Origin of the sequence: Massiliimalia timonensis (assembly GCF_900186585.1) — a bacterium.
Lineage (GTDB): Bacteria > Bacillota > Clostridia > Oscillospirales > Ruminococcaceae > Massiliimalia > Massiliimalia timonensis.
Map to the genome: position 1 here is coordinate 304,893 of NZ_FYDD01000002.1, position 22,062 is coordinate 326,954.

Consider the following 22,062-nt stretch of genomic DNA (forward strand, 5'->3'; position numbering starts at 1 on the left):
CTTAACGAAATAACAGGGGCTTTGTTAATCTGCTTCGGGAAACCGGCCGCTAAAATCTAAAGAGGTGTCAAATGAAAAATGTCCGGTCTGTTCGATCTGCTCTAGCAGGGGGAGCACCTCCTGCTTGGCTTGCTCAAACAGCAGGGGAACAGACAACTCAGAACGCTGTGACGGCGGCGACGGGTTCCGCCAGCGCCGGCCGTTCAGGTTTAACACATCATGTGCAACGGATTTTGGCTTCATGTGGCTTGCTGTGCTGCGCAGCGGGCGGATCAGGGCGCTTACCAGAGAACCGGCAGTATAGCTGATTCTGGTTGGATCATACAGCAGACTGCTGACGCGGATCATTTCCGTGATGGATCGGTCGACCTCCAGCGCCGGTGCGTTCACGCCGTATACTGTTTGCAGCAAGTCGGTATAAAATTGGGCAATGATCCATTTTTCACTGGAGCTGACGCCAATCTCTTTTCGGACAGAAAATTCTGTGACCGGCTTTCCGGTAAAGTGAGCGTATAGGGCGGAATCGATCTCTGATTCGATCTTGGCGTGAAGCGCGTTGTGGGAGTAATCGGATAAGATCGGCTTTAACCGTTCTTCCTCAGAATAGACGAACGGATGCACAGTCTTATCCAAAAAATAGTGGCAGACATAGCCATAGCAGTATATCTCTAACACTTCCCGTTCCATTCCCTTTTTGGAAGGCAGGGTATTTTGCATATAGTCAAACACTTCCCGCACCTTGGAATGATGCATCATCCCACCGAATTTCCGCAGGCTGCTGTTCCCAGTAACAGCTTTTCTGAAAAACAGCAGGTCCGGCCCCTGAGCGCCAAGCACGAACACCTGAGGATGAAGGTTGATCTTATCCTGAAGGGACTGATCCAGCAACGGTAAGACATGATGGGCAAATAAAGCGTGTGTGGTTAAATCCGGCATAGGGATCCCTCGTTTCATGAAGTATATGGTTATTATACCAAAATATGAAAAGCAAATCCAGTGAATGCAACGATTTTACATGATCTTTCAATGAATCTTCTTGCAAATCTTACGAAAACAGGGGATAATAAGAAAAACGAGAACAATGCGAGGGAGATCATATGAAACTGAAACTGACAAAAGAGGAACTGAGCTGGAGCTTATATGATTGTGCAAACTCCGCTTATATCATGATGCTGACTGCTATGATCCCGCCCTACATTGCGACGATCGGGCAAGAATTTTCCGGACTTTCCTCCGCTTCCACCACGGCTAACTGGTCCTTTGTCCAGTCGGGTGCAACGCTGGTGATCGCGCTGCTTGCCCCGCTGCTGGGGGTATTGGCCGACAGGAAAGGAAAGAAAAAACTATTTTTCACCAGCTTTTTTGTACTGGCCGCAGTCATGTTTTTTGCAATGGCTTTTATTGATAATTATTATGTGCTGCTTGCTGTCAATCTATTGACTGGGATCGGGTATGCAGGGGCAAATATTTTTTACGACGCATTTTTGGTCGACGTCACACAGGACGAACGGATGGATTTTATCTCTTCGTTTGGATATGCGGTTGGATATGTGGGGAGCTGTATCCCGTTTATCATCAGTATTATCCTGTACATTACCACCCCGTTTGGGCTTGACGCTATGAGCGCTGTTAAGGTCGGGATTTTGATCAACGCGGTTTGGTGGGTGCTGTTCACCATCCCTATGATGCGCAGGGTCCATCAAAAATATTATAACGACAAGCTTCAGGGCGGCGTGATGAAAGCTGCTTTTAAGCAGGTTGGGCACACCTGTAGGCTGATCGCTAAAAACAAGAGCATCGGGCTGTTTTTGCTGGCATACTTCTTCTATATTGACGGAGTGGATACCATCATTAAGCTTTCTACCACTTACGGCCAGGCGGTTGGACTGGACACCACCGGGATGATCATTGCCTTGCTGGTGACCCAGCTTGTCGCGTTCCCGGCGGTGCTGGTATTCGCTAAGGTTTCCCAGCGTTTTTCTACCAAGCGGGTCCTGTTGTGGTGCATTGTCACCTATGTCGGCGTGTGCATTTTTGGATATTTCCTGACGCACCAATGGCAGTTTTGGATCATGGCAGTTGTTGTGGGGATCGTACAGGGGACGATCCAAGCTTTGTCGCGCTCCTATTTTGGAAAGCTGGTCCCGAAAGAAAACAACAACGAATATTTCGGCTTTTACAATATATTTGGAAAATATGCCACTGTGATCGGTCCGGCTTTGATGGGGCTTGCTACTCTGCTGACCGGAAACGCCCGGTATGGGGTGCTGAGCATTGCGGTTCTGTTTGTTTTGGGTTTTGTTATCCTGTTGTTCGTACCAAACGCGGAAACAAAAACAGATTCGGCTGCATAATTGAAATTAAAGAAGTAAAAAAACTGCAAAGTGAGACGGCTTTGCAGTTTTTTTAAAAGCGTTTACATTCTTAAAGGATCTATTCTTGACAAAGTGGTTTAGATCAGTTATAATCAATACATACCGAAAGAATGTAAAAGAAATGAGGTGCTGTATGTCCAGAAACAAATATCCTGAAGTTACCCGGGAGCGGATCCTTGCGGTGGCGCAGAAATTATTTTTGGAACAGGGATACGAAAATACAACGATACCAGATATTGTATCAGCGCTGGGCGATCTGACCAAAGGGGCGGTCTATCATCATTTTAAGTCAAAAGAAGATATTATGGACGCGTTGGGCGACAAGATGTTTTGGGACAACAATCCTTTTGAGCAGGTCAAAGGGCGGCGGGATTTAAACGGCTTGCAGAAGATCCGGGAAGTGATAAAGCTGGCCCATGCTATTCCCCACTCAGAAGAACTGACTGCGCAGGCTCTTCCGCTTTTGAAGAATCCCAGGATCCTGGCGGAAATGATCGAAAACGATCAGAAATTTTTTGTTCCGTTTTGGCAGGAATTGATCGAAGAGGGGATCAAAGACGGTTCTATCCACTCCGGCTGTCCCAAAGAACTGGCGGAGCTATTGCAGATGCTAACAGGAATCTGGCTGATCCCATCGATATACCCGGCTGATTCAGAAGAACTTTTCCGCAGGTTTTTATTTGCTGGCGAAGTATTAAAAAAAGCAGGTCTTGACTTGATAGACGACACTATCTTAAAGATGGCGCGCCGTGTTTTTGCCAAATGGGAAAAATAATATGTATCTCATTGCCTCTTTTGAGGCAATTTATTTTACAAAGATACATTCTCGGAGAATGTATTAAAGGAGGAGTTATGATGACAGAGCAGGAATTTGACCGGAAAGTAGAAGCGATGGCAGACCAGCTTGGAAAAAAGATCGAAGATACCGCCGATCGTTTTGACAGGGCTGTAACACGGAAATGGGAACGGGGAAGGTGGTTTCGACGTGTTGCTCGTACGGTTTCATTCACGGCGGAAGCAGGGCTGATAGCGGGAGCCTGTTTCCTGTTTCGATCCGGATACAGGGTATGGGGAGCGATTTGCTTCTGGCTTGGCATCATCGCCCTTTTGTTTGATCTGTTTCGGCTGCTGTTCTTGCGGCGCAGGCCATAAGGATAAGGGAAGGACAGCAAAAAAGCGCCCGTTTTTTCATGGGCGCTTTTTTGCTGCTTTGATTTTTTCTTGGAAAAGGGAGTCATTGACAAACAGGCGGATCTTTCCTATAATAATAATCAAATACATGAACAACTGTTCCTATGTAAGGCGGCGAAAGAATGAATCGGGAAGAAATAGAGCGCTGCGACTGTATGCAGGTCCATCATGAAATTGTAGACCGCGTCCATCAGGACATGCCGGATGATGAGATTTTATATGACGTTGCAGATCTGTTTAAGGTATTCGGGGATTGTACCCGGATCAAAATTTTATATGCTTTATTTGAAAGCGAGATGTGTGTCTGCGATATTGCAGACCTCTTGGGGACCAGCCAGTCGGCAGTATCGCACCAGCTGCGGGTGCTCAAGCAGAGCCGGCTGGTAAAATACCGCCGGGAGGGAAAGACTGTCTACTATTCTTTGGCTGACGCCCATGTCAAAACCATTTTTGACCAGGGGCTGGAGCATGTGCTGGAGTAAGCTGCCTTAGATTACATAAAAGAGGATGCAAAAATAATGGCAGACTGCGCCGATCAGGACAAAAATATGCCAGATAGAGTGCATATACCGGACCGTGTTTTTTCGGTAAAAGAATAATCCGCCGGTATAGGCGACGCCCCCGGCTACTAGAAGGACCGTACCAAACAGGTCCAGTGACCGGGCCAAGGGGTAGATGGCGGCGATCACGCACCAACCACTGGCAATATAGCAGACCATGGATAAAACCTTGAAGCGTTCCACACTGATAGCATTCAAGACGATCCCTACAACGGCGGAGCCCCACACCACGCCAAGGATCGTCCAGCCAAGCCAGCCGCGCAGGCTGACCAGCATCAGCGGGGTATAGGTGGCCGCGATCAGGATAAAGATGGATGTGTGGTCAAAGACGCGGAATACAAATTTGGCGGTGGGATTTGTCAAAGAATGGTACAGAGTGGACATGGTAAACATGATGATCAGTCCAGCACCGAAAATAGCGGAGCTCACGATTTTATAAGGGTCGCCGGTAAAGGCGGCAAAAACGACGATAACGGCACAGCCGGCGATCGCAAGCAGGGAACCGACCCCATGGGTAACGGAATTTGCGATCTCTTCCCCGACTGTATAAAATGGGAGGAAACGTTTTTTGTTATGGGACATAAGCAAGTGCCTCTTTTCTAAAATTTCTATTTTATTATAGCAGACAAAAGAAAATGTTTTGTGAACAGAAAATGAGCGTGGGGAAAATACCCTTCTCTATCGTGAGAACACGCAAAAGGAAAGCTGTTTTGCAGACCGCTTCTGGCAGGTCTTACAAAACACTGACGGCAAAAAGCGGGGAACTTGCAATGTCCCCGCTTTTTTTGTATAATATGAGGTAAATTATTTGTGGAATTTAGAAGATTTCGATAGATAGTTTCAGAAGAAAGGAGATTTGACGATGAAACGGTTTGAAGTGGAAAATACTGTAATTATGCCGGCGCTGGCAATGCGCGGGCTGGTGATGATGGAAAAAATGTCGCTGCATTTTGATGTTGGAAGGAAAAAGTCCATGCTGGCATTGCAGCAGGCTATGGCTGGCGATAAGCAGATCTTTTTGACTGCACAGAAAGATGTGTTAGTAGACGACCCAAAGGAAAAGGACCTTTATGCGGTAGGGGTCGTTGCGGTGATCAAGCAGATGCTCAAAGGGCAGGAGGGCGTTGTCCATGTGATGGTGGAAGGCTTGTACCGCGCCAAAATGGTGGAGCTTTTGGAAGAAAGCCCCGCGCTGGTCGCAGAGGTGAAAGAAATACCGGTGTCCAAGCGGCGTACAGTCGCTGTAGAAGAGATGGAAGCGATGATGCGGGTGATAAAATCCCTGTTTGAAAGCTACAGCCTTTTAGTGCCGAAGATGTCTAAGGAGATTATTTTGGAGGCGCTGGGGCAGGATACGGCAGAGGGATTGTTTGAATCCGTGGTATATAACATCATGCTCCCCTTTGAGGACCGCCAGCTTTTGCTGGAGGCGAACAGCAGTTACAAGCGGTTAAAGCTTTTATCCGAGGTGCTGCAAAGGGAAAGCCAGGTACTGGCCCTGGAGCGGAATATTTACGAGCAGGTCAAAGAACAGATGGATAAAAACCAGCGGGATTACTTTTTGCGGGAACAGCTGCGGGTGATTTCGAACGAACTGGGAGAAACAGACGACGCGCGGGAAGACATTGAAACCCTGATGGACCAGATCTCGGCGATCGAGCATATTTCGGATGACGACCGGGAAAAATTATACAAAGAAGCAGACCGGCTTGCCAAATGCCCGCCCCAGTCTCAGGAAGCGAATGTGATCCGTACCTATCTGGAGACCTGTTTGGAGCTTCCTTGGGACAACGTTACCAAGGATACATTAGATCTAAAGCGTGCCCAACGGATTTTGAACCAGGATCATTATGGGCTGGACAAAGTGAAGGAACGCATTTTGGAGATCCTGGCAGTGCGCAAGCTTTCCCCAGAGATGAAAGGGCAGATCATCTGCTTAGTCGGGCCTCCGGGTGTGGGGAAAACCTCGATTGGCAGAAGCATTGCCCGTACAATGGGCCGGGAATATGTCCGCCTGTCCTTGGGCGGCGTGCGGGATGAATCGGATATCCGCGGGCACCGCAAAACCTATGTGGGCGCGATGCCGGGCCGGATCATCAACGCCTTAAAGCAGGCGAAGGTGCGCAATCCGCTGATTTTGCTGGATGAGATCGACAAAATGGGGGCTGATTTTAAAGGGGATCCCTCCGCCGCGATGCTGGAGGTGCTGGACAGCGAACAGAACAGTACTTTCCGCGACCATTACATAGAACTGCCGTTTGATCTAAGTGAGGTGCTGTTTATTACAACGGCGAATGACCTGTCGACCATCCCAGCGCCGCTTTTGGACCGGATGGAGGTCATTGAATTATCCTCCTATACCCGTGAAGAAAAATTCCAGATCGCCAAAAAATACCTAGTCCCAAAACAGGTGAAAAAACACGGTCTGACCGCCAAAGACATTTCCTTTGGGCAGGAAGGCGTTTACACCCTGATAGACCGGTACACCCGCGAAGCCGGAGTGCGGAAGCTGGAACGTGCGGTCGCTTCTGTTTGCAGGAAAACGGCAAAGAAAAAGCTTTCTGACGGATTTAAAAAGGTGACAGTGAACGCCAAAGCGCTGGAAGAAATGCTGGGACCGAAAAAATACGCGGTGACACAAGCGGCACAGGAAGACCGTGTTGGAGCGGTAACTGGGCTGGCATGGACTTCTGTCGGCGGGGAAACACTGGAGATCGAAGTCGGCGTTTACGAGGGCACCGGAAAAATCCAGATCACCGGGAATTTGGGTACTGTGATGCAGGAATCGGCAAAAATTGCCGTGAGTTATGTCCGGGGAATCGCCAAGGAGTATGGGATTCCGGCTGATTTTTATAAGACGATGGACATCCATATCCATGCGCCGGAAGGGGCTGTTCCGAAAGATGGGCCGTCTGCCGGGGTAACGATGACGACGGCGCTTGTTTCCGCCCTTTCCGGGATTCCGGTACGCCATGACGTGGCTATGACAGGGGAGATTTCCCTGCGTGGGCGGGTCATGCAGATCGGCGGGCTGAAAGAAAAATCGATTGCGGCATTCCGGGCAGGGATTCACACGGTGGTGATCCCGCAGGAAAACAAGCCGGATATTGCTGAATTTGACGAAACCATCCAAAAGGGTCTGCATTTTGTTCCGGTACGGACGATCCGCGAGGTGCTGGACGTTGCTTTGACACAACCAGAAAAACCGCAGGAAACACTTCCTGATTTGGTGATGCTGGGCGCGGAGCCGGAAGCAGTACCGGTGATTTCCTGCTAAAGGAGGAACCTATGAACTTTAACCAGGCGGAATTTCTCACTTCTTATGGATTGTCTAGCCAGCTTCCCAAAAGCGATGAGTTGGAATTTGCCTTTGCCGGGCGCTCTAATGTGGGAAAATCCTCTTTGATCAACAAGCTGTTTAACCGGAAAGCGTTGGCCAAGGTATCGGCTGTGCCGGGAAAAACAGCGACCATTAACTTTTATCGGGTAGAGAATGTCCACTTTGTGGATTTGCCCGGATATGGATATGCCAAGGTGGCAAAATCTGAAAAGGAGCGCTGGGCGGCGCTGATTGAAAAATATTTTGGGGATGACCGCAATTTAGGGCTGGTTTTCCAGCTGGTGGACATGCGCCATCCGCCCACAAAACTGGATATTGACATGACAAATTACCTGATCGAATGCGAGCTTCCGTTTGCGGTGGTGCTTACCAAGGCGGATAAATTAAATAAGACGCAGACCAAAGAACGTTTGGCAGCAATCCGAAAGGAGCTGCCGTACGGGGAGCAGCTCACCATCCTTCCCTGTTCTTCCCAAACAGGGGCTGGGATTGAAGAGATGAGGAAATTGATCGAGGAGATCGTCAGTCAGGAAATGGACTGACGGATAATATAAGGAAAGGGGAGAGGTAGATGTTTGTATCAAGCAATTTAAGCGTTGGGAAAAACGGGCATCTGGTTTTTGCAGGCGTGGACACTGTCAGCCTGGCTGAAGAATACGGTACGCCGCTTTATGTGATGGATGAAGCGATGATCCGCACCAATATGGGGCAGTTTCGGGATTCTGTGGAGCAGTATTACCATGGCGGGGGGCTGGTATGCTATGCTTCCAAAGCGTTTTCCTGCAAGGAGATCTACCGGATCGCAAAGTCCGAACAGATTGGAATCGACGTGGTGTCGATCGGGGAGCTGTATACCGCGATGAGTGTGGAATTTCCGGCGGAAAAGATCTGCTATCACGGGAACAACAAGACCGAAGAAGAACTGAATTTAGCAATCGAATACGGGGTGGGCTGGATCGTTGCAGACAGCTTCAGCGAGCTTGAACTGCTGAACCGGATCGCTGGGGAACAGCGCAAAAATGTGAAAGTCCTGCTTCGTCTGACACCGGGAATCGAAGCACATACGCACAGCTTTATCCAAACCGGCCAAATCGACTCAAAGTTCGGGTTTACTATCCAGTTCGGCACTGCTATGGAGGCGGTAAAGCAAGCGCTTGCCCTGCCCAATCTTCTGCTGGACGGGGTGCATTGCCACATCGGCTCCCAGATTTTTGAGATCGACCCATTCGTCCATGCCGCAGAAGTAATACTTTCTTTTATTGCTCAGGTAAAAGACGAATTGGGATATGAATTGCATACGATGAACCTTGGAGGCGGATTCGGCATCCGGTATGTACCGGCCGACCAGCCGGCGGCTTACCGTTCCTATATGGAACAGGTGTCCAAAAAGGTAAAAGAGATCGTAGCTGAAAAGGGGTTAACGCTGCCCTTTATCATTCTGGAGCCGGGACGCTCTATCGTAGGGGCGGCGGGAATCACATTGTACCGCGTCGGCGGAATCAAAGAGATCCCGGGTGTGCGGAAATATGTTTCTGTAGACGGCGGTATGACCGATAACCCGCGGTATGCTTTATACGGGTCGGAATATGACTTTATTTTGGCGAATAAGGCCGGGGAAGAAAAGGTGGATACGGTCACCGTTGCCGGGCGCTGCTGTGAAAGCGGCGACCTGCTGGGAAAAGATGTGGCGCTGCAAAATGCCCAGATCGGGGATATTTTAGCTTCCTGCGCGACCGGGGCTTATAATTATTCCATGGCTTCTCACTATAACCGGGTCAGAAAACCGGCAGTCGTGATGCTCCGTGATGAAAAAGCCCGCCTGATCGTCCGGCGGGAGACCCTGAACGATTTGATCTCCTGTGATCTGTAGGGAGGAAAAGGCGATGGCAGTGTATGTGATTGCAGCCGTATTTTTGTTGCTGTCCTTTCCCTTGCTTTTTGGGAAAGGAAGCTGGCTGATTGCCGGCTACAATACTGCTTCTGAAAAAGAAAGACGAAAATATGATGAAAAAAAGCTGTGCCGTACCATGGGCGTTTTCCTGTTATTCGTGGGAGGCATCATTTTGGCAATAGCGTTGGCTGACACCCTGTGGTTCGCGGTCTTATCTGGGGCTGTGATCTGTGCGGCGGTTATTGTACTGCTGATTTACGCAAATATTGGCTGTAAAAGAAAATAGACAGGCCTTTCAAAAAAGCCGGACGGGGAACCCCGCCCGGCTTTTTTGAAAATGATTGAAAAAACACTTGACGGATCTGGAAAAGGAGCGTATAATAAATTCTAGTCGCTTTAATGAGTAAAATCATTAAGAAGCAAAAGCATAAAAGCTTTAAAGTGATAAACTGAGGAGATGAGGGGCGAAGATGAGTACCTGGATTATTTTGATCGTATACCTGGCCGTAATGATTGGGATCGGGGTATATTGCAAACAAAGAACGAAAAGCGTGTCAGAATTTGTGCTGGGCGGGAGAAGCCTGGGCCCATGGTTTACTGCCTTTGCTTATGGAACGTCCTATTTCTCTGCGGTAGTATTTATTGGATATGCGGGGCAATTTGGCTGGTCTTACGGCTTGGCCTCCACCTGGATCGGGATCGGGAACGCCCTGCTGGGGAGCCTACTTGCGTGGGTGATATTGGGTAAACGGACGCGGATGATGTCAAAGCATCTGGAAGCGACCACCATGCCGGAATTTTTTGAGCGCCGGTTTGGCTCGAAAAAGCTGAAAACAGTCGCCGCACTGATCGTATTTATCTTTTTGATTCCTTATACCGCTTCTGTTTACAACGGCCTATCCCGGCTGTTCAGCATGGCGTTTGGGTTTGATTACGCCTACTGCATCATCGCCATGGCAGTGATTACTGCGATTTATGTAATTTTAGGCGGATACATGGCAACTGCGATCAACGATTTTATACAGGGGATCATTATGCTGGCCGGTATTGTCGCCGTTGTGTTCTTTGCTTTGGAGGAAAAGGGCGGATTATTTACCGCGGTCACAAGCCTGTCGAAGGTTTCTGATACCGGGGTTCCTCAGGGTAGTCTGAGTTCTATTTTGGGACCGGATCCCATCAACCTTCTGGGAGTCATCATCCTCACCTCACTGGGTACATGGGGGCTTCCGCAGATGGTGCAGAAGTTCTACGCCATTAAAGACAATTCCGCGATCCGCAGGGGAACGATCATCTCCACGGTGTTCGCATTGGTGGTTGCGGGCGGAAGCTACTTTTTGGGCGGATTTGGCCGGATCTTTGTCAGTGAATTGGAATTGGGCAGCAACGGAAAGCCTGTTTATGATGCCATCATTCCCGCTTTGCTGGAATCGGCTTTGCCGGATATTCTGATCGGGATCGTGGTGGTGTTGGTGCTGTCGGCCTCCATGTCCACCCTTTCTTCGCTGGTGCTGACCTCCAGCGCTACACTGACGATCGACCTGATCAAGCCCCTGTGCAAGAGGTTGCGGGAAGATCGGACTGTATTCATTATGCGGGTGTTCATTGCGGTATTTTTGGTGATCTCTGTGGTGATTGCGCTCAACCCGAACGCTTACATCACAACATTGATGTCCATTTCCTGGGGCGCTTTGGCCGGCGCATTTTTGGCACCGTTCTTATATGGGCTGTTTTTCCGAAAAACGACGGTGGCGGCGGTTTGGGCTTCCTTTATCGCTGGGGTTGGAATTACGGTGGCACACATGGTGCTGTTCAGCTTGGGGTGGTTCCCGGAACTGGTAGAAGCAGTACAGGGTTTGGGCTGGAAGCTGAATATCCTGTCGCCGATCAATGCAGGCGCATTTGCCATGCTGTTTGGGCTGGTACTGGTGCCAGTGGTCAGCAGATTTACCAAAAAGCCGGATCAGGCTTTAGTAGACAACGCTTTTGCGGCGTATCAAAAATAGAATGGAAAAAGGCGGATTTTCTTTTCCGCCTTTTTGCTATTGAATAAAAAAAGGGAATCGTTTATAATTGTAAGGGTAGAAATAGGAGAGAATGCTATGTTTTTTCAAAAAGAAATAGAAACGATGGGCAGAAAAGAACTGGAAGCGCTCCAGTTGGAACGACTGAAATGGACGGTGGACTACTGCTACCGCAACGTCCCTTTCTATACAAAACGGCTGGACGAAGCCGGGGTGACTGCCGAGAAGATCAAATCTCTCAAGGATATCCAGTACATACCAATGACTACTAAGGCGGACCTGCGGGATAATTATCCGTTTGGTCTGTTTGCGGTGCCCAAAAAAGAGCTGGTGCGGATCCATGCATCTTCCGGTACTACTGGGAAACCGACTGTAGTGGGTTATACCCGCAAGGATTTGGACATGTGGTCCGACTGTATGGCACGCTTAGTGATGGCGGCTGGTGCAACTGCGGAGGACGTGGTCCAGATCTCGTTTGGGTACGGCATGTTTACTGGAGCCTTGGGACTGCACTACGGCTTGGAAAAAATCGGGGCGACCGTTGTCCCGAACTCCAGCGGAAATACCGAAAAGGCACTGATGTATATGCGCGACTTCGGTACTACTGCGTTGGTGGCCACTCCGTCTTATGCGCTGTATATGGCCGAGGTGGCGAAAGAACTGGATTACCCGATGAGCGATTACCATTTAAGGCTGGGGCTGTTTGGCTCTGAAGGCTGTACACCGGAGATGCGCTGGCAGATCGAAGCGGCATGGGGATTGTTTGCCACGGATAACTATGGCATGAGTGAGCTGATGGGACCAGGCGTATCCGGAGAATGTTCTGAACGCGACGGCCTGCATTTTAATGAAGACTACTTTCTGCCAGAAATTATCAATCCGGAAACCGGGGAAGTGCTGGAGCCGGGCGAATCCGGGGAATTGGTCATCACTCCGCTTACCAAAGAAGGGATCCCTCTTCTGCGGTACCGCACCCGTGACATTACCCGTCTAAATTACGAGCCGTGCCGCTGCGGGCGTACCCACGTCCGGATGGACAAGGTACAAGGACGAAGCGACGACATGCTGAAGATCAGGGGTGTGAACGTATTCCCGTCCCAGATCGAAAGCGTTTTGGTCACCATCCCGCAGATCAGCCCGCACTATCAGCTGATCGTACGCCGGGAAGGCTTTACCGATACATTGGAGGTAAAATCCGAACTGGAAAACCGCAATTTGCTGGACAGCTTTGTAAAGATCCAGGAATTGCAGGGTGTGATCAAGCACAAATTGCAGACCGTTTTGGGGATTCAATGTAAGGTTTCTCTGGTTGGTCCCAAAACCTTGCAGCGCTTTGAGGGAAAAGCACAACGGATTGTAGACTTAAGAAACCAGAAATAAAAATGCGGAATACCGTTTGAAGTGATAGAAAGGATCATGATGATGGAAAAAAAGTTATTGATTGGCAATGAAGCGGTAGCGCGCGGCCTGTATGAGGGCGGCTGTCGGGTGATTTCAAGCTATCCGGGAACGCCGAGCACGGAGATCACTGAATGTGCCGCGACCTATGACGATATGTACAGCGAATGGGCGCCGAATGAAAAGGTGGCGGCCGAGGTCGCGATCGGCGCGGCGATTGCCGGGGCGCGTTCTTTCTGCGGGATGAAGCACGTTGGCTTAAACGTTGCCGCGGATCCGCTGTTTACCGCCTCCTACACCGGCGTAAACGCGGGGATGGTGCTTGCGGTCGCAGACGACCCGGGCATGCATTCCTCCCAAAACGAACAGGATTCCCGCCACTATGCGAAAGCTTCTAAAGTGATGATGCTGGAACCGGCTGACTCTGCGGAATGTCTTTCCTTTGCCAAGATGGCGTTTGAGCTTTCAGAGCAGTTTGATACGCCGGTGATTCTGCGCTTGACAACACGGATCGCGCACTCCCGCAGCTTAGTTGAACTAGGGGAACGGGTAGACAACGGCGTAAGGGAATATAAAAAGGACCCGCAGAAATATGTGATGATGCCAGGGATGGCAAAGGTGCGCCACGTTGTGGTGGAAGACCGCATCCAGAAGCAGATCGCTTGGGCGGAAACTGCGCCGATCAACAAGGTGGAATACCACGACACCAAGATCGGGGTCATCACTTCCGGGATCTGCTATCAATATGCCAAGGAAGCGCTGGGCGACAAGGCCTCTTACCTAAAACTGGGCTGTGTGTACCCGCTGCCTGTAAAACTGATCCAGGATTTTGCCGCAAAGTGCGACAAGGTTTATGTTGTGGAAGAACTGGACCCATTTTTAGAAGAGCACTGCAAGCAGATCGGCGTTACTGTGATCGGGAAAGACGCCTTCACCCTGCAGGGAGAATACTTCCAGAGCCTGGTGAAACAGGTGATTTTGGGAGAGGCTACCCAAAGCATCTCCACTGATTTGGAGATCCCGCCGCGGCCGCCGGTGCTTTGCGCAGGATGTCCGCACCGGGGACTGTATTATGCGCTGAAAAAATTAAAGGTGACAGTCAGCGGGGACATCGGCTGTTATACGCTGGGCGCTTTACAGCCGCTTGCTATGATGGATACCTGTGTTTGCATGGGGGCCTCTGTTTCCGGCCTGCACGGGCGGAACAAAGCAAACACGGCCAATGAAAAGAATTCTGTAGCTGTGATCGGGGATTCCACCTTTATGCATTCCGGCGTGACCGGGCTGATCAATATTGCCTATAACCAGAGCAATTCTACGGTGATCATTTTGGATAACAGCATTACCGGCATGACTGGACATCAGGAAAACCCGACCACCGGGAAGACCATCAAGGGCGACCCGACCACCGCGGTCAGCTTGGAAAAGCTTGCTGAAGCGGTAGGGATCCGCCGTGTTCGTGTAGTAGACCCGTACAATTTAAAAGAAACCGAAACCGTGATCCGGGAAGAGCTGGCGGCCGAAGAACCGTCTGTTGTGATTTCCCGCCGTCCTTGCGTGCTGTTAAAGAATGTGAAGCACAACCCTCCGTTCCAGGTAAATAAAGATAAGTGCACAGGCTGTAAGATGTGCATGAAGATCGGCTGTCCGGCGATCAGCTTTAAGGATGGCAAATCGCAGATCGACTTTACCCAGTGCGTAGGCTGTAACGTATGTACGCAGCTGTGCCACTTTAACGCGATTGAAGGAGGAAACCAGGAATGAACACAAAAAGCATTATGATCGTAGGGGTCGGCGGACAAGGGACTTTGCTGGCAAGCCGCCTGTTGGGAAATGTTTTGGTGGCGCAGGGCTATGATGTAAAAGTATCCGAGGTGCACGGCATGAGCCAGCGCGGCGGTTCTGTGGTGACCTATGTAAAATATGGTGATGAAGTTTGCTCCCCGATCGTGGAAAAAGGGGAAGCCGACATTATTCTGGCGTTTGAACAGTTGGAGGCGGCCCGGTGGTTGCCGTATCTGAAACGGGATGGCGCTGTTGTGGTGAATACTCAGAAGATGGACCCAATGCCGGTGGTGATCGGATCGGCGCAGTATCCAGAAGGCGTTTTGGAAGCGCTGGAAAAAACCGGGGTAAAAGTAAATGCAGTTGACGCGCTGAATTTTGCCGTGCAGGCGGGGTCAGCCAAGGCAGTCAACGTTGTTCTGATGGGGGTAATGGCGGCCCATATGGACCTGTCGCCGGAGGTTTGGAAACAGGCGATCCGGGAAACGGTACCTCCCAAATTTGTGGAAATGAACTTAAAAGCATTTGACTTGGGGTATCAGTCCGGAAACTAACAGATGGAGGGATCGTTATGGCAGTAAAGCAAATATCCGTATTCGTAGAAAACCAGGTGGGAAAGCTGGCAGAGATCGCCGATTACCTGAACGAGGCCGGCGTTAATATCCGTGCATTTGCAATCTCAGATACCACTGATTTTGGGATTTTGCGGATGATCGTCAACGACCCGGAAAAGGCGGAAGAGGTTCTTCTGGAAAATCATATTTCTGTTTCTATCATTGACGTCATGGTCGTTTCCATTCCTGATGAACAGGGGAATTTTGCGAAGATCATGCGGGCCTTGGCTGACGCCGGGCAAAATATTGAATATGCCTATGCGTTTCTGACGCCGGAGGCGGGATTTGCAACGGTGATTGTGCGGGTAGACGACCCGCAAAAGGGAACTGACGCGCTGAAAACCGCTGGTATCCGTGTGCTGGAACAGGGGGAAATCATCTAAGAAGAAAAAGCCACAGAATCATTTCTGTGGCTTTTCGTTGTTTTATCCCTTATTTTATGCTATGATGAAACAAAGGAAAAGAAAGGGGAGAACGCCCAATGCGCGTCAGTTTGTGGGTGTATTTTGCGGTATTGCTGGGGATCACCAATTTTCCGTATCTCTGCCATTTGGCGGAACTGCCGCCGGCTGCGTATATCTTACTGTCGCCGGTCGCTGTTTTGGCCTTTTTATGGATCAATGTAAAACCAACTTGGAACAAGCGTTTTGACCGATTTCAGGCTATGTTTGACGGGCGGGAACTGCTGATTTTGTTTCTAATGGTGTTCTGTGTGGATCTGTGGGTGAGCATCCGTACCGGGATTACTGTTTTTTCCGGCGGTCAGGGTTATGGCTGGTGGATCACAAATTTAATTGTTTCCATTTTGGGGATCCTTGTATTGGCGTGGAATGGGTTGGTACGTATTTTTGTGACGTCAGGACAGGTGGGGATCACCCGGAGAATTGTCCTTCTTCTGTTGTGGTGGATGCCTATTGTTAATCTGGTATTGGTGTTCCAGATTTGCCGGATTGTCCGGCTGGAATACGAGATGGAAACAGACAAAATGGAACTGAATGCCGTGCGGCAGGAAAGCGAGCTTTGCAGGACCAAATATCCGTTGCTTCTGGTGCATGGAGTGTTTTTCCGGGATATGAAATATTTTAATTACTGGGGACGCATCCCAAAAGAATTAAAGAAAAATGGGGCGGTTTTATTTTATGGGAACCAGCAGTCCGCCGCTTCGGTGGAAAAAAGCGCGGAGGAGCTGAAGGCCCGGATGCTGCAGGTATTAGAAGAAACAGGAGCAGAAAAACTGAATGTGATCGCACATTCCAAAGGAGGGCTGGACACCCGTTATGCGATCAGCCGCTTAGGGGCTGCGCCTTATGTCGCTTCGTTGACAACCATCAATACCCCGCACCGCGGCTGTGGCTTTGCGGATTATCTGCTGCAAAAGCTTCCGGCAGGATTCCGTAATTTTCTGGCGAAGAAATATAACTCTGCCTTGCGTAAATTTGGCGATAAAGACCCGGATTTTTTGGGCGCTGTGCAGGATCTGACCGCCTCCCGGTGCGCAGAACTGAATCAGCTGATGCCGGATTCGGAAGAGGTGTTCTACCAAAGTACGGCCTCCTGCATGAAAAATTTTTTCAGTGCGCCGTTTCCATTGAATTTCAGCCATGGGTTTGTCAAGCATTTTGACCGCGAAAATGACGGATTAGTTAGTTTAGAGGCCGCGAAATGGGGAAGCCGGTGCCGGGTTTTGACACCTCCCGGGCGGAAAGGCATCTCGCACGGGGATATGATCGACCTTTTCCGCAAGAATCTCAAGGGATTTGACGTGCGGGAATTTTATGTAGACCTGGTCAGTGATTTGAAAAAACAGGGATTTTAAAAAAATTTAGGAAGTTGATTGTTTTTAGAAAATGTGATACACTATTTAATAGAAGTAAAACATCTTGAAAGGACCTGAACAGATGAAAGTAGCAGTTACTTACCAAAATGGACAGGTGTTCCAGCATTTTGGGCACACCGAGGAATTTAAAATTTACACTGTGCAAAACGATGAAGTAAAAGATGGGATCGTCGTTCCCACGCTGGGCAGCGGGCACGGCGCGCTTGCTGGCTTTTTGCAGCAGCAGGGCGTTGATGTGCTGATCTGCGGCGGGATCGGCGCCGGGGCAAAACAGGCGCTGGCTGAAGCGGGGATCCGGCTTTACGGCGGAGTGACCGGGTTAGCCGATGAAGCGGTGAAAGCGTTTGCGGCCGGAAAACTTCAGTTTGATCCGGATGTCGCATGCAGTCATCACGAGGACGGACACCACAACTGCGGGAACCATTCCTGCGGATCGCACTAAAAGACAGCATAAAAGCTCAGGAAAATTCCTGGGCTTTTATTTTTTAAACGGGAGGATGTGTGGTTTCATATGTTGGCATTCGCTTGGACGGTATCGTTGACCGGAAGCGTTTTTGACTGATTTATGGATTTATGTTAAAATAACAAGCAGACGATACGAAGAAAGAAGGAATCATATGGATCCGTTTCAGCTAAAGTACGGCGATACAACAATTCCGGTCGACTTAAGCGCGGCAAAATCTGTCCGGGTATTACAGGGGACTCCCCCCCAAGAAATCGAGGATTTGCCAAATGCGTTTTTGCATGCGGTAGAGGATGAGTGCATTGAAAGCAGACCCCTGCGGGAATTGATCGGCGCGGAAGACGAGGTAACTATCGTGATCAGCGACATTACCCGGTATTGGATGCGCCAGGACAAGATCTGCGATCTGTTGGTGGCGTACCTGATGGATACGATAGGGCTTTTGGCAGAACAAATTATTATTTTGGTAGCGCTGGGGACACACCGTCCCATGACGGAAGAAGAATTGGAAAAATTAGCTGGAAGCAGGGTTTACCATACAGTGCGGGTGGTCAACCATGATTGTGAAGCGCCGGATTTAAAGTATTTGGGGCTGACCAGCCGGGGAACACAGGTTTTTGTAAACCCGCTGGTCTGTGACCGGAAAGTGATCCTGATAGGCGGAACGGTACACCATTTGATGTCCGGCTTTGGCGGCGGAAGAAAGAGCATTTTGCCGGGAGTCAGTGCGAAGTCGACTATTGTACAGAATCACCTGATGTGCCTGGATCCATTGGAGCCGCATTCCCATGAGCTGATTGGGATGCGTAAGCTCAAGGACAACCCAGTGCACGAGGATATGATTGAAGCCGCGCAATTTGTAGACCCGGTATTTGGGATCAATATTATCACGGGCGCTTCGGGCGGACATTCCCGTTTGGTCTGCGGAAACTGGAAAGCGGCTTGGGAAGAAAGCTGCCGGTTGGTAGACAGATATTTCGGCGTACCGATTCGGGAAAAAGCGGACACAGTGGTGGTAAGCTGCGGAGGCTTCCCAAAAGATATGAACCTGTACCAGGGAGTAAAATCCTTATTGAATGCCTCCCAGTGCTTGAAGGACGGCGGGACCATGATCTTTTTGGCACGCTGTGAAGAGGGCGGCGGGGCTCCGGATTTTTTCGATTGGATCCGTTCCCTGCAAAGCGGCACGCTGGACCGCGACCTGCGGGAAAACTTTACGATCGCCGGTTATATTTTTTACGCAAGCTGTGAAGCGATCCGCCGCAGCCGGGTGTTGATGCTGACCGAACTGCCGGCTGATACCTTGCGCGATATGCAGCTGCGGGGCTTTTCCAGCATGGAGGAGCTAATGTCACATGTTGATTTGACAGGCCGGACTGTTTATGTAATGCCGATGGGCGGAAACACAGTTCCTTATTTATCAGAGGAATAAATGAAAAAAAGTATTGACAAAATAACGCATTTGTGATTATACTATTATTAAACCAATGATGTGGAGATAAAACTGCATCACGCGCCTACAGAGAGCTGGGGAGGCTGGAAGCCCGGCGGAGATGCGGAGCAGATAAATGGACCACGGAGGGCACAGGGAAAGGTAAAAGCCAAGTATTCTGTGACGCAGGCCAGCGTTATCGGGCAAAGAGTGTGTTGGCATTCTGATGAGTTGGGCACGTTAGTGTCAAACAAGGTGGTACCGCAGGTGTAGTGCATCTGTCCTTGATAGAAGGACAGATGCTTTTTTATTGCTTCGATCCTCCGTCAAAAAGCCAAACGAACCATTTTATTTTGAAAAGGAGATCAAAATCATGAAAACACAAAACTTATTCAAAAAAACATTGGCGTTTCTTTTAACCGGAGCCATGGCAGTAGGAATGACTGCCTGCGGCGGAGAAGATTCTGGTAAAGACGATGGGAAACTGACTGTTGGAATCGTTCAAATGGCAGATAACGGAGCGTTCACCGATATGCGGGAAGGCTTTTTAGACCGTTTGACAGAGCTGGGATATACCGATGATAAGCTGGAGATCAATTATAAAAATGCACAGGGCGACGCAACGAACCTGAACTCGATCTGCCAGGAAATGGTGGATTCCGATGTGGATTTAGTAGCGGCCATCGCTACTCCGGCCGCACAAGCAATGGTCAACATGGGGAGTGATATTCCGGTCATCTTTATTTCTGTTTCTAACCCGGTCGGGGCTGGGATCATCACGGACATGGAAAAACCGGACAAAAATGCGACCGGTACTTCCAATGCGATCCCGGTAGACGAGATGTTCAAGCTCTCTGACCAGCTGACTCCGGGAAAAACGACCTACGGCCTGATTTATTGCACTAGCGAGGTAAATTCGGTAACAACGGTAGAAGAGGTCAAAAAATATATGGATGAAAACGGCTTAAAGTATGAGGAGGCGGTTGTAACAAATTCCAGCGAGGTGCAGCAGGCGGCACAGTCGTTAGTGGGGAAGGTCGACGCGATCTTTGTCCCGAATGACAGCGTTGTGCAGACTGCGATGCCGCAGTTGGCCGAGGTGGCACGTGAAGCACAGCTCCCGGTTTACGGAAGCTCTGCTGTCATGGTGGCTTCCGGAGCGTTTGCCACGGTCAGCATCAGCGATAGGGAGATCGGGGCCATGAGCGCCGACATGGCCGACCAGTATTTAAAAGGTACGGCGATTACTGATATCCCTGCGGTCGTGGCCGATCAATTTACAACTGTGATCAACTCCGATACAGCGGAAGCGATCGGAGCGACTCTTCCGGACGACATCACCGCTACCGCGCAGGTCCTAACAGATGAGGATGCGCAATAACCGCAAAAAATTTTCAGGGAAGGATGAATGAAACATGACGTTGGTGATCGGCTCCTTGCAGCTTGGAATGATCTATGGGCTATTGGCTTTAGGGGTTTATATCACGTTCCGGGTCTTAAATATTCCAGATTTGACGGTGGACGGCAGTTTCACCTTAGGGCTGGCGGTATCGGCTTCCTTTACTGTAGCGGGGCACCCTTATTTAGGGATCGTTTTGGCCTTGCTTGCTGGAGCGCTTGCCGGTTGTATCACCGGGCTTTTGCAGACTAAAGTTGGGATCCACCCAATTTTGGCAGGGATTTTAACGATGAGTGGCCTTTATTCTGTGAACCTATTTGTCATGGGCGCCAAAAGCAACCTTTCCCTGATTGGGAAAAACACCTTGTTCAGCGATTTGCTGACTGCGCTCCCGGCATTGGGAAAGGATGGCTCCCAGCTGGCGGTTGGCTGTGTATTTGCGTTTGTATGTGTTGCGGTTTGTATCTGTTTTTTCAAAACCCAGCTGGGGCTTTCTATCCGTGCCACAGGAAATAATGAGGATATGGTGCGGGCCTCTTCGATCAATGTTGACGCGGTAAAGATCATTACATTGGCGGTTGCCAACGGCTGCGTAGGGTTAAGCGGCGCAGTGATCGCCCAGTATCAGGGCTTTGCCGATGTCAGCTCCGGGACAGGGATGGTAGTCGTTGGGCTTGCCTCTGTCATCATTGGGGAGGCGATCGTTGGAAAACGCTCTGTTTCTGTGGGGATTATTTCCGCCATTGTAGGGTCTTTAGTATACCGTCTGATCATTGCCTTGGCGCTAAAGACCAGCTTTTTCCCATCTTATATGCTGAAACTGGTATCCGCTGTTATCGTTGTCATTGCTTTGGCGATCCCAACGGTCAAAAGGACGATGCAATTAAGAAAAATAAGAAAAGGAGGACGCCGAAATGCTTGAAGTGAACCATATTGATAAAACCTTTTTAGCAGGGACTCCCAATGAGCATCACGCATTATGCGACGTCAGCCTGCATTTGAAAAAAGGGGAATTTGTAACCCTGATCGGAACGAACGGCGCAGGGAAATCAACGCTGATGAACGCTGTCAGCGGGACTTTCTGGCTGGACCGAGGCACGATTTTGTTGGATGGAGAGGACATCACCTATAAAAAGGAGCATAAACGCTCGGCACAAATTGGCCGGCTGTTTCAGGATCCTATGAAAGGGACCGCCCCAGATATGACGGTGGAGGAAAACCTGGCGATTGCTTATGCCAGGAGCAAGCGCGGGGCTTTTCAGTTTGCGCTGAAAAAATCGGACAGCGCTTTTTTCCGGGAAGCACTTGCCGACTTCGGGATGGGACTGGAGGAGCGTATGAAAACAAAGGTCGGCCTCCTTTCCGGCGGGCAGCGCCAGGCAGTCACCCTGCTGATGAGCACGATTGCCCAGCCAAAATTACTGCTACTTGACGAACACACTGCGGCGCTAGACCCTTCGGCGGCGGAAAAGGTGATGGAGATCACGAACCGAATCGTCAAACAGCAGGACCTGACTACCCTGATGATCACCCATAATATCAATCAGGCTTTGCATACCGGTACCCGCACGATTATGATGAATGCCGGAAAGATCATTCTGGACCTTTCCGGGGAAGAACGCGAAAACATGACGGTGCCGGAGCTGCTGGAGCTATATGCGCAGAAAAATCACGGAGAACTGGATAACGACCGAATTTTATTTTCGGAATAAATGCAAAAACACCTGTATCCTAGGATACAGGTGTTTTTTTCGGC

At 49.8% G+C, this 22,062-nt stretch carries 21 protein-coding genes; 19 read left to right on the plus strand and 2 right to left on the minus strand.

The features are described 5' to 3' along the window. Positions 1-24: 24 nt before the first annotated feature. Positions 25-936 carry a zinc dependent phospholipase C family protein gene (locus CIB36_RS01565; protein WP_158662542.1) on the minus strand — a complete coding sequence of 304 codons (912 nt, stop codon included), beginning with the start codon at positions 934-936 and terminating at the stop codon, positions 25-27. Positions 937-1,097: 161 nt separating this feature from the next. Here CIB36_RS01565 and CIB36_RS01570 point away from each other — a divergent pair, with 161 nt between their 5' ends. The 4 genes from CIB36_RS01570 (at position 1,098) to CIB36_RS01585 (ending at position 4,048) form a co-directional block, all read left to right on the plus strand. Continuing rightward, complete coding sequence (locus CIB36_RS01570; RefSeq protein WP_093987853.1) at positions 1,098-2,354, plus strand: MFS transporter; 1,257 nt, start codon at positions 1,098-1,100, stop codon at positions 2,352-2,354. A gap of 154 nt (positions 2,355-2,508) precedes the next feature. Next, entirely contained in the window at positions 2,509-3,150 is a 642-nt protein-coding gene (locus CIB36_RS01575) for a TetR/AcrR family transcriptional regulator (RefSeq protein WP_093987854.1), read from the plus strand. A gap of 80 nt (positions 3,151-3,230) precedes the next feature. Continuing rightward, a complete protein-coding gene (locus tag CIB36_RS01580; protein WP_093987855.1) occupies positions 3,231-3,527 on the plus strand; it encodes a hypothetical protein in 297 nt (98 codons plus the stop codon). A gap of 161 nt (positions 3,528-3,688) precedes the next feature. Next, positions 3,689-4,048, plus strand: a complete 360-nt coding sequence (locus CIB36_RS01585) for an ArsR/SmtB family transcription factor (protein ID WP_093987856.1) — start codon at positions 3,689-3,691, stop codon at positions 4,046-4,048. Between the two features lie 6 nt (positions 4,049-4,054). Here the strand turns inward: CIB36_RS01585 and trhA are convergent, their stop codons facing one another. After that, positions 4,055-4,708 (minus strand): PAQR family membrane homeostasis protein TrhA, encoded by a 654-nt coding sequence (trhA, locus tag CIB36_RS01590; RefSeq protein ID WP_093987857.1) that lies wholly within the window; start codon positions 4,706-4,708, stop codon positions 4,055-4,057. A gap of 280 nt (positions 4,709-4,988) precedes the next feature. On the opposite strand from trhA, the gene lon reads away from it, so the two are divergent. From lon to CIB36_RS01665, 15 genes are all read left to right on the plus strand, one after another. Then, positions 4,989-7,403, plus strand: a complete 2,415-nt coding sequence (gene lon, locus CIB36_RS01595) for an endopeptidase La (protein ID WP_093987858.1) — start codon at positions 4,989-4,991, stop codon at positions 7,401-7,403. Positions 7,404-7,414: 11 nt separating this feature from the next. After that, entirely contained in the window at positions 7,415-8,008 is a 594-nt protein-coding gene (gene yihA / locus CIB36_RS01600) for a ribosome biogenesis GTP-binding protein YihA/YsxC (protein ID WP_093987859.1), read from the plus strand. Between the two features lie 29 nt (positions 8,009-8,037). Next, positions 8,038-9,336 (plus strand): diaminopimelate decarboxylase, encoded by a 1,299-nt coding sequence (gene lysA, locus CIB36_RS01605; RefSeq protein ID WP_093987860.1) that lies wholly within the window; start codon positions 8,038-8,040, stop codon positions 9,334-9,336. Positions 9,337-9,349: 13 nt separating this feature from the next. After that, the gene (locus CIB36_RS01610; protein ID WP_093987861.1) at positions 9,350-9,643 is read left to right on the plus strand and encodes a DUF3784 domain-containing protein; all 294 of its coding nucleotides are present in this window, start codon (positions 9,350-9,352) and stop codon (positions 9,641-9,643) included. Between the two features lie 184 nt (positions 9,644-9,827). Continuing rightward, complete coding sequence (locus tag CIB36_RS01615) at positions 9,828-11,360, plus strand: sodium:solute symporter family transporter (protein WP_093987862.1); 1,533 nt, start codon at positions 9,828-9,830, stop codon at positions 11,358-11,360. Between the two features lie 96 nt (positions 11,361-11,456). Beyond that, on the plus strand, positions 11,457-12,758 hold the full coding sequence (locus CIB36_RS01620; RefSeq protein WP_093987863.1) for a phenylacetate--CoA ligase family protein: 1,302 nt from the start codon (positions 11,457-11,459) through the stop codon (positions 12,756-12,758). Positions 12,759-12,800: 42 nt separating this feature from the next. Beyond that, on the plus strand, positions 12,801-14,540 hold the full coding sequence (iorA, locus tag CIB36_RS01625) for an indolepyruvate ferredoxin oxidoreductase subunit alpha (protein WP_093987864.1): 1,740 nt from the start codon (positions 12,801-12,803) through the stop codon (positions 14,538-14,540). Beyond that, a complete protein-coding gene (locus tag CIB36_RS01630) occupies positions 14,537-15,115 on the plus strand; it encodes an indolepyruvate oxidoreductase subunit beta (RefSeq protein WP_093987865.1) in 579 nt (192 codons plus the stop codon). Before iorA ends, CIB36_RS01630 begins: the two co-directional genes overlap by 4 nt. Before the next feature lie 17 nt (positions 15,116-15,132). Continuing rightward, positions 15,133-15,558, plus strand: a complete 426-nt coding sequence (locus CIB36_RS01635; RefSeq protein ID WP_093987866.1) for an ACT domain-containing protein — start codon at positions 15,133-15,135, stop codon at positions 15,556-15,558. 98 nt (positions 15,559-15,656) lie between these two features. Continuing rightward, the gene (locus tag CIB36_RS01640; RefSeq protein WP_093987867.1) at positions 15,657-16,991 is read left to right on the plus strand and encodes an esterase/lipase family protein; all 1,335 of its coding nucleotides are present in this window, start codon (positions 15,657-15,659) and stop codon (positions 16,989-16,991) included. A gap of 82 nt (positions 16,992-17,073) precedes the next feature. Then, the gene (locus CIB36_RS01645; RefSeq protein ID WP_093987868.1) at positions 17,074-17,454 is read left to right on the plus strand and encodes a NifB/NifX family molybdenum-iron cluster-binding protein; all 381 of its coding nucleotides are present in this window, start codon (positions 17,074-17,076) and stop codon (positions 17,452-17,454) included. A gap of 175 nt (positions 17,455-17,629) precedes the next feature. Then, entirely contained in the window at positions 17,630-18,907 is a 1,278-nt protein-coding gene (locus CIB36_RS01650) for a nickel-dependent lactate racemase family protein (protein WP_093987869.1), read from the plus strand. A 439-nt stretch (positions 18,908-19,346) separates the two neighbouring features. Then, the gene (locus CIB36_RS01655; RefSeq protein ID WP_407657443.1) at positions 19,347-20,288 is read left to right on the plus strand and encodes an ABC transporter substrate-binding protein; all 942 of its coding nucleotides are present in this window, start codon (positions 19,347-19,349) and stop codon (positions 20,286-20,288) included. 34 nt (positions 20,289-20,322) lie between these two features. Continuing rightward, positions 20,323-21,228: an ABC transporter permease gene (locus CIB36_RS01660; RefSeq protein ID WP_093987870.1), complete on the plus strand. Its 906-nt coding sequence runs from the start codon at positions 20,323-20,325 to the stop codon at positions 21,226-21,228. Beyond that, positions 21,221-22,018 carry an ABC transporter ATP-binding protein gene (locus CIB36_RS01665; RefSeq protein ID WP_093987871.1) on the plus strand — a complete coding sequence of 266 codons (798 nt, stop codon included), beginning with the start codon at positions 21,221-21,223 and terminating at the stop codon, positions 22,016-22,018. The genes CIB36_RS01660 and CIB36_RS01665 overlap by 8 nt, the downstream gene beginning before the upstream one ends. The last annotated feature ends 44 nt before the right edge of the window (positions 22,019-22,062 follow it).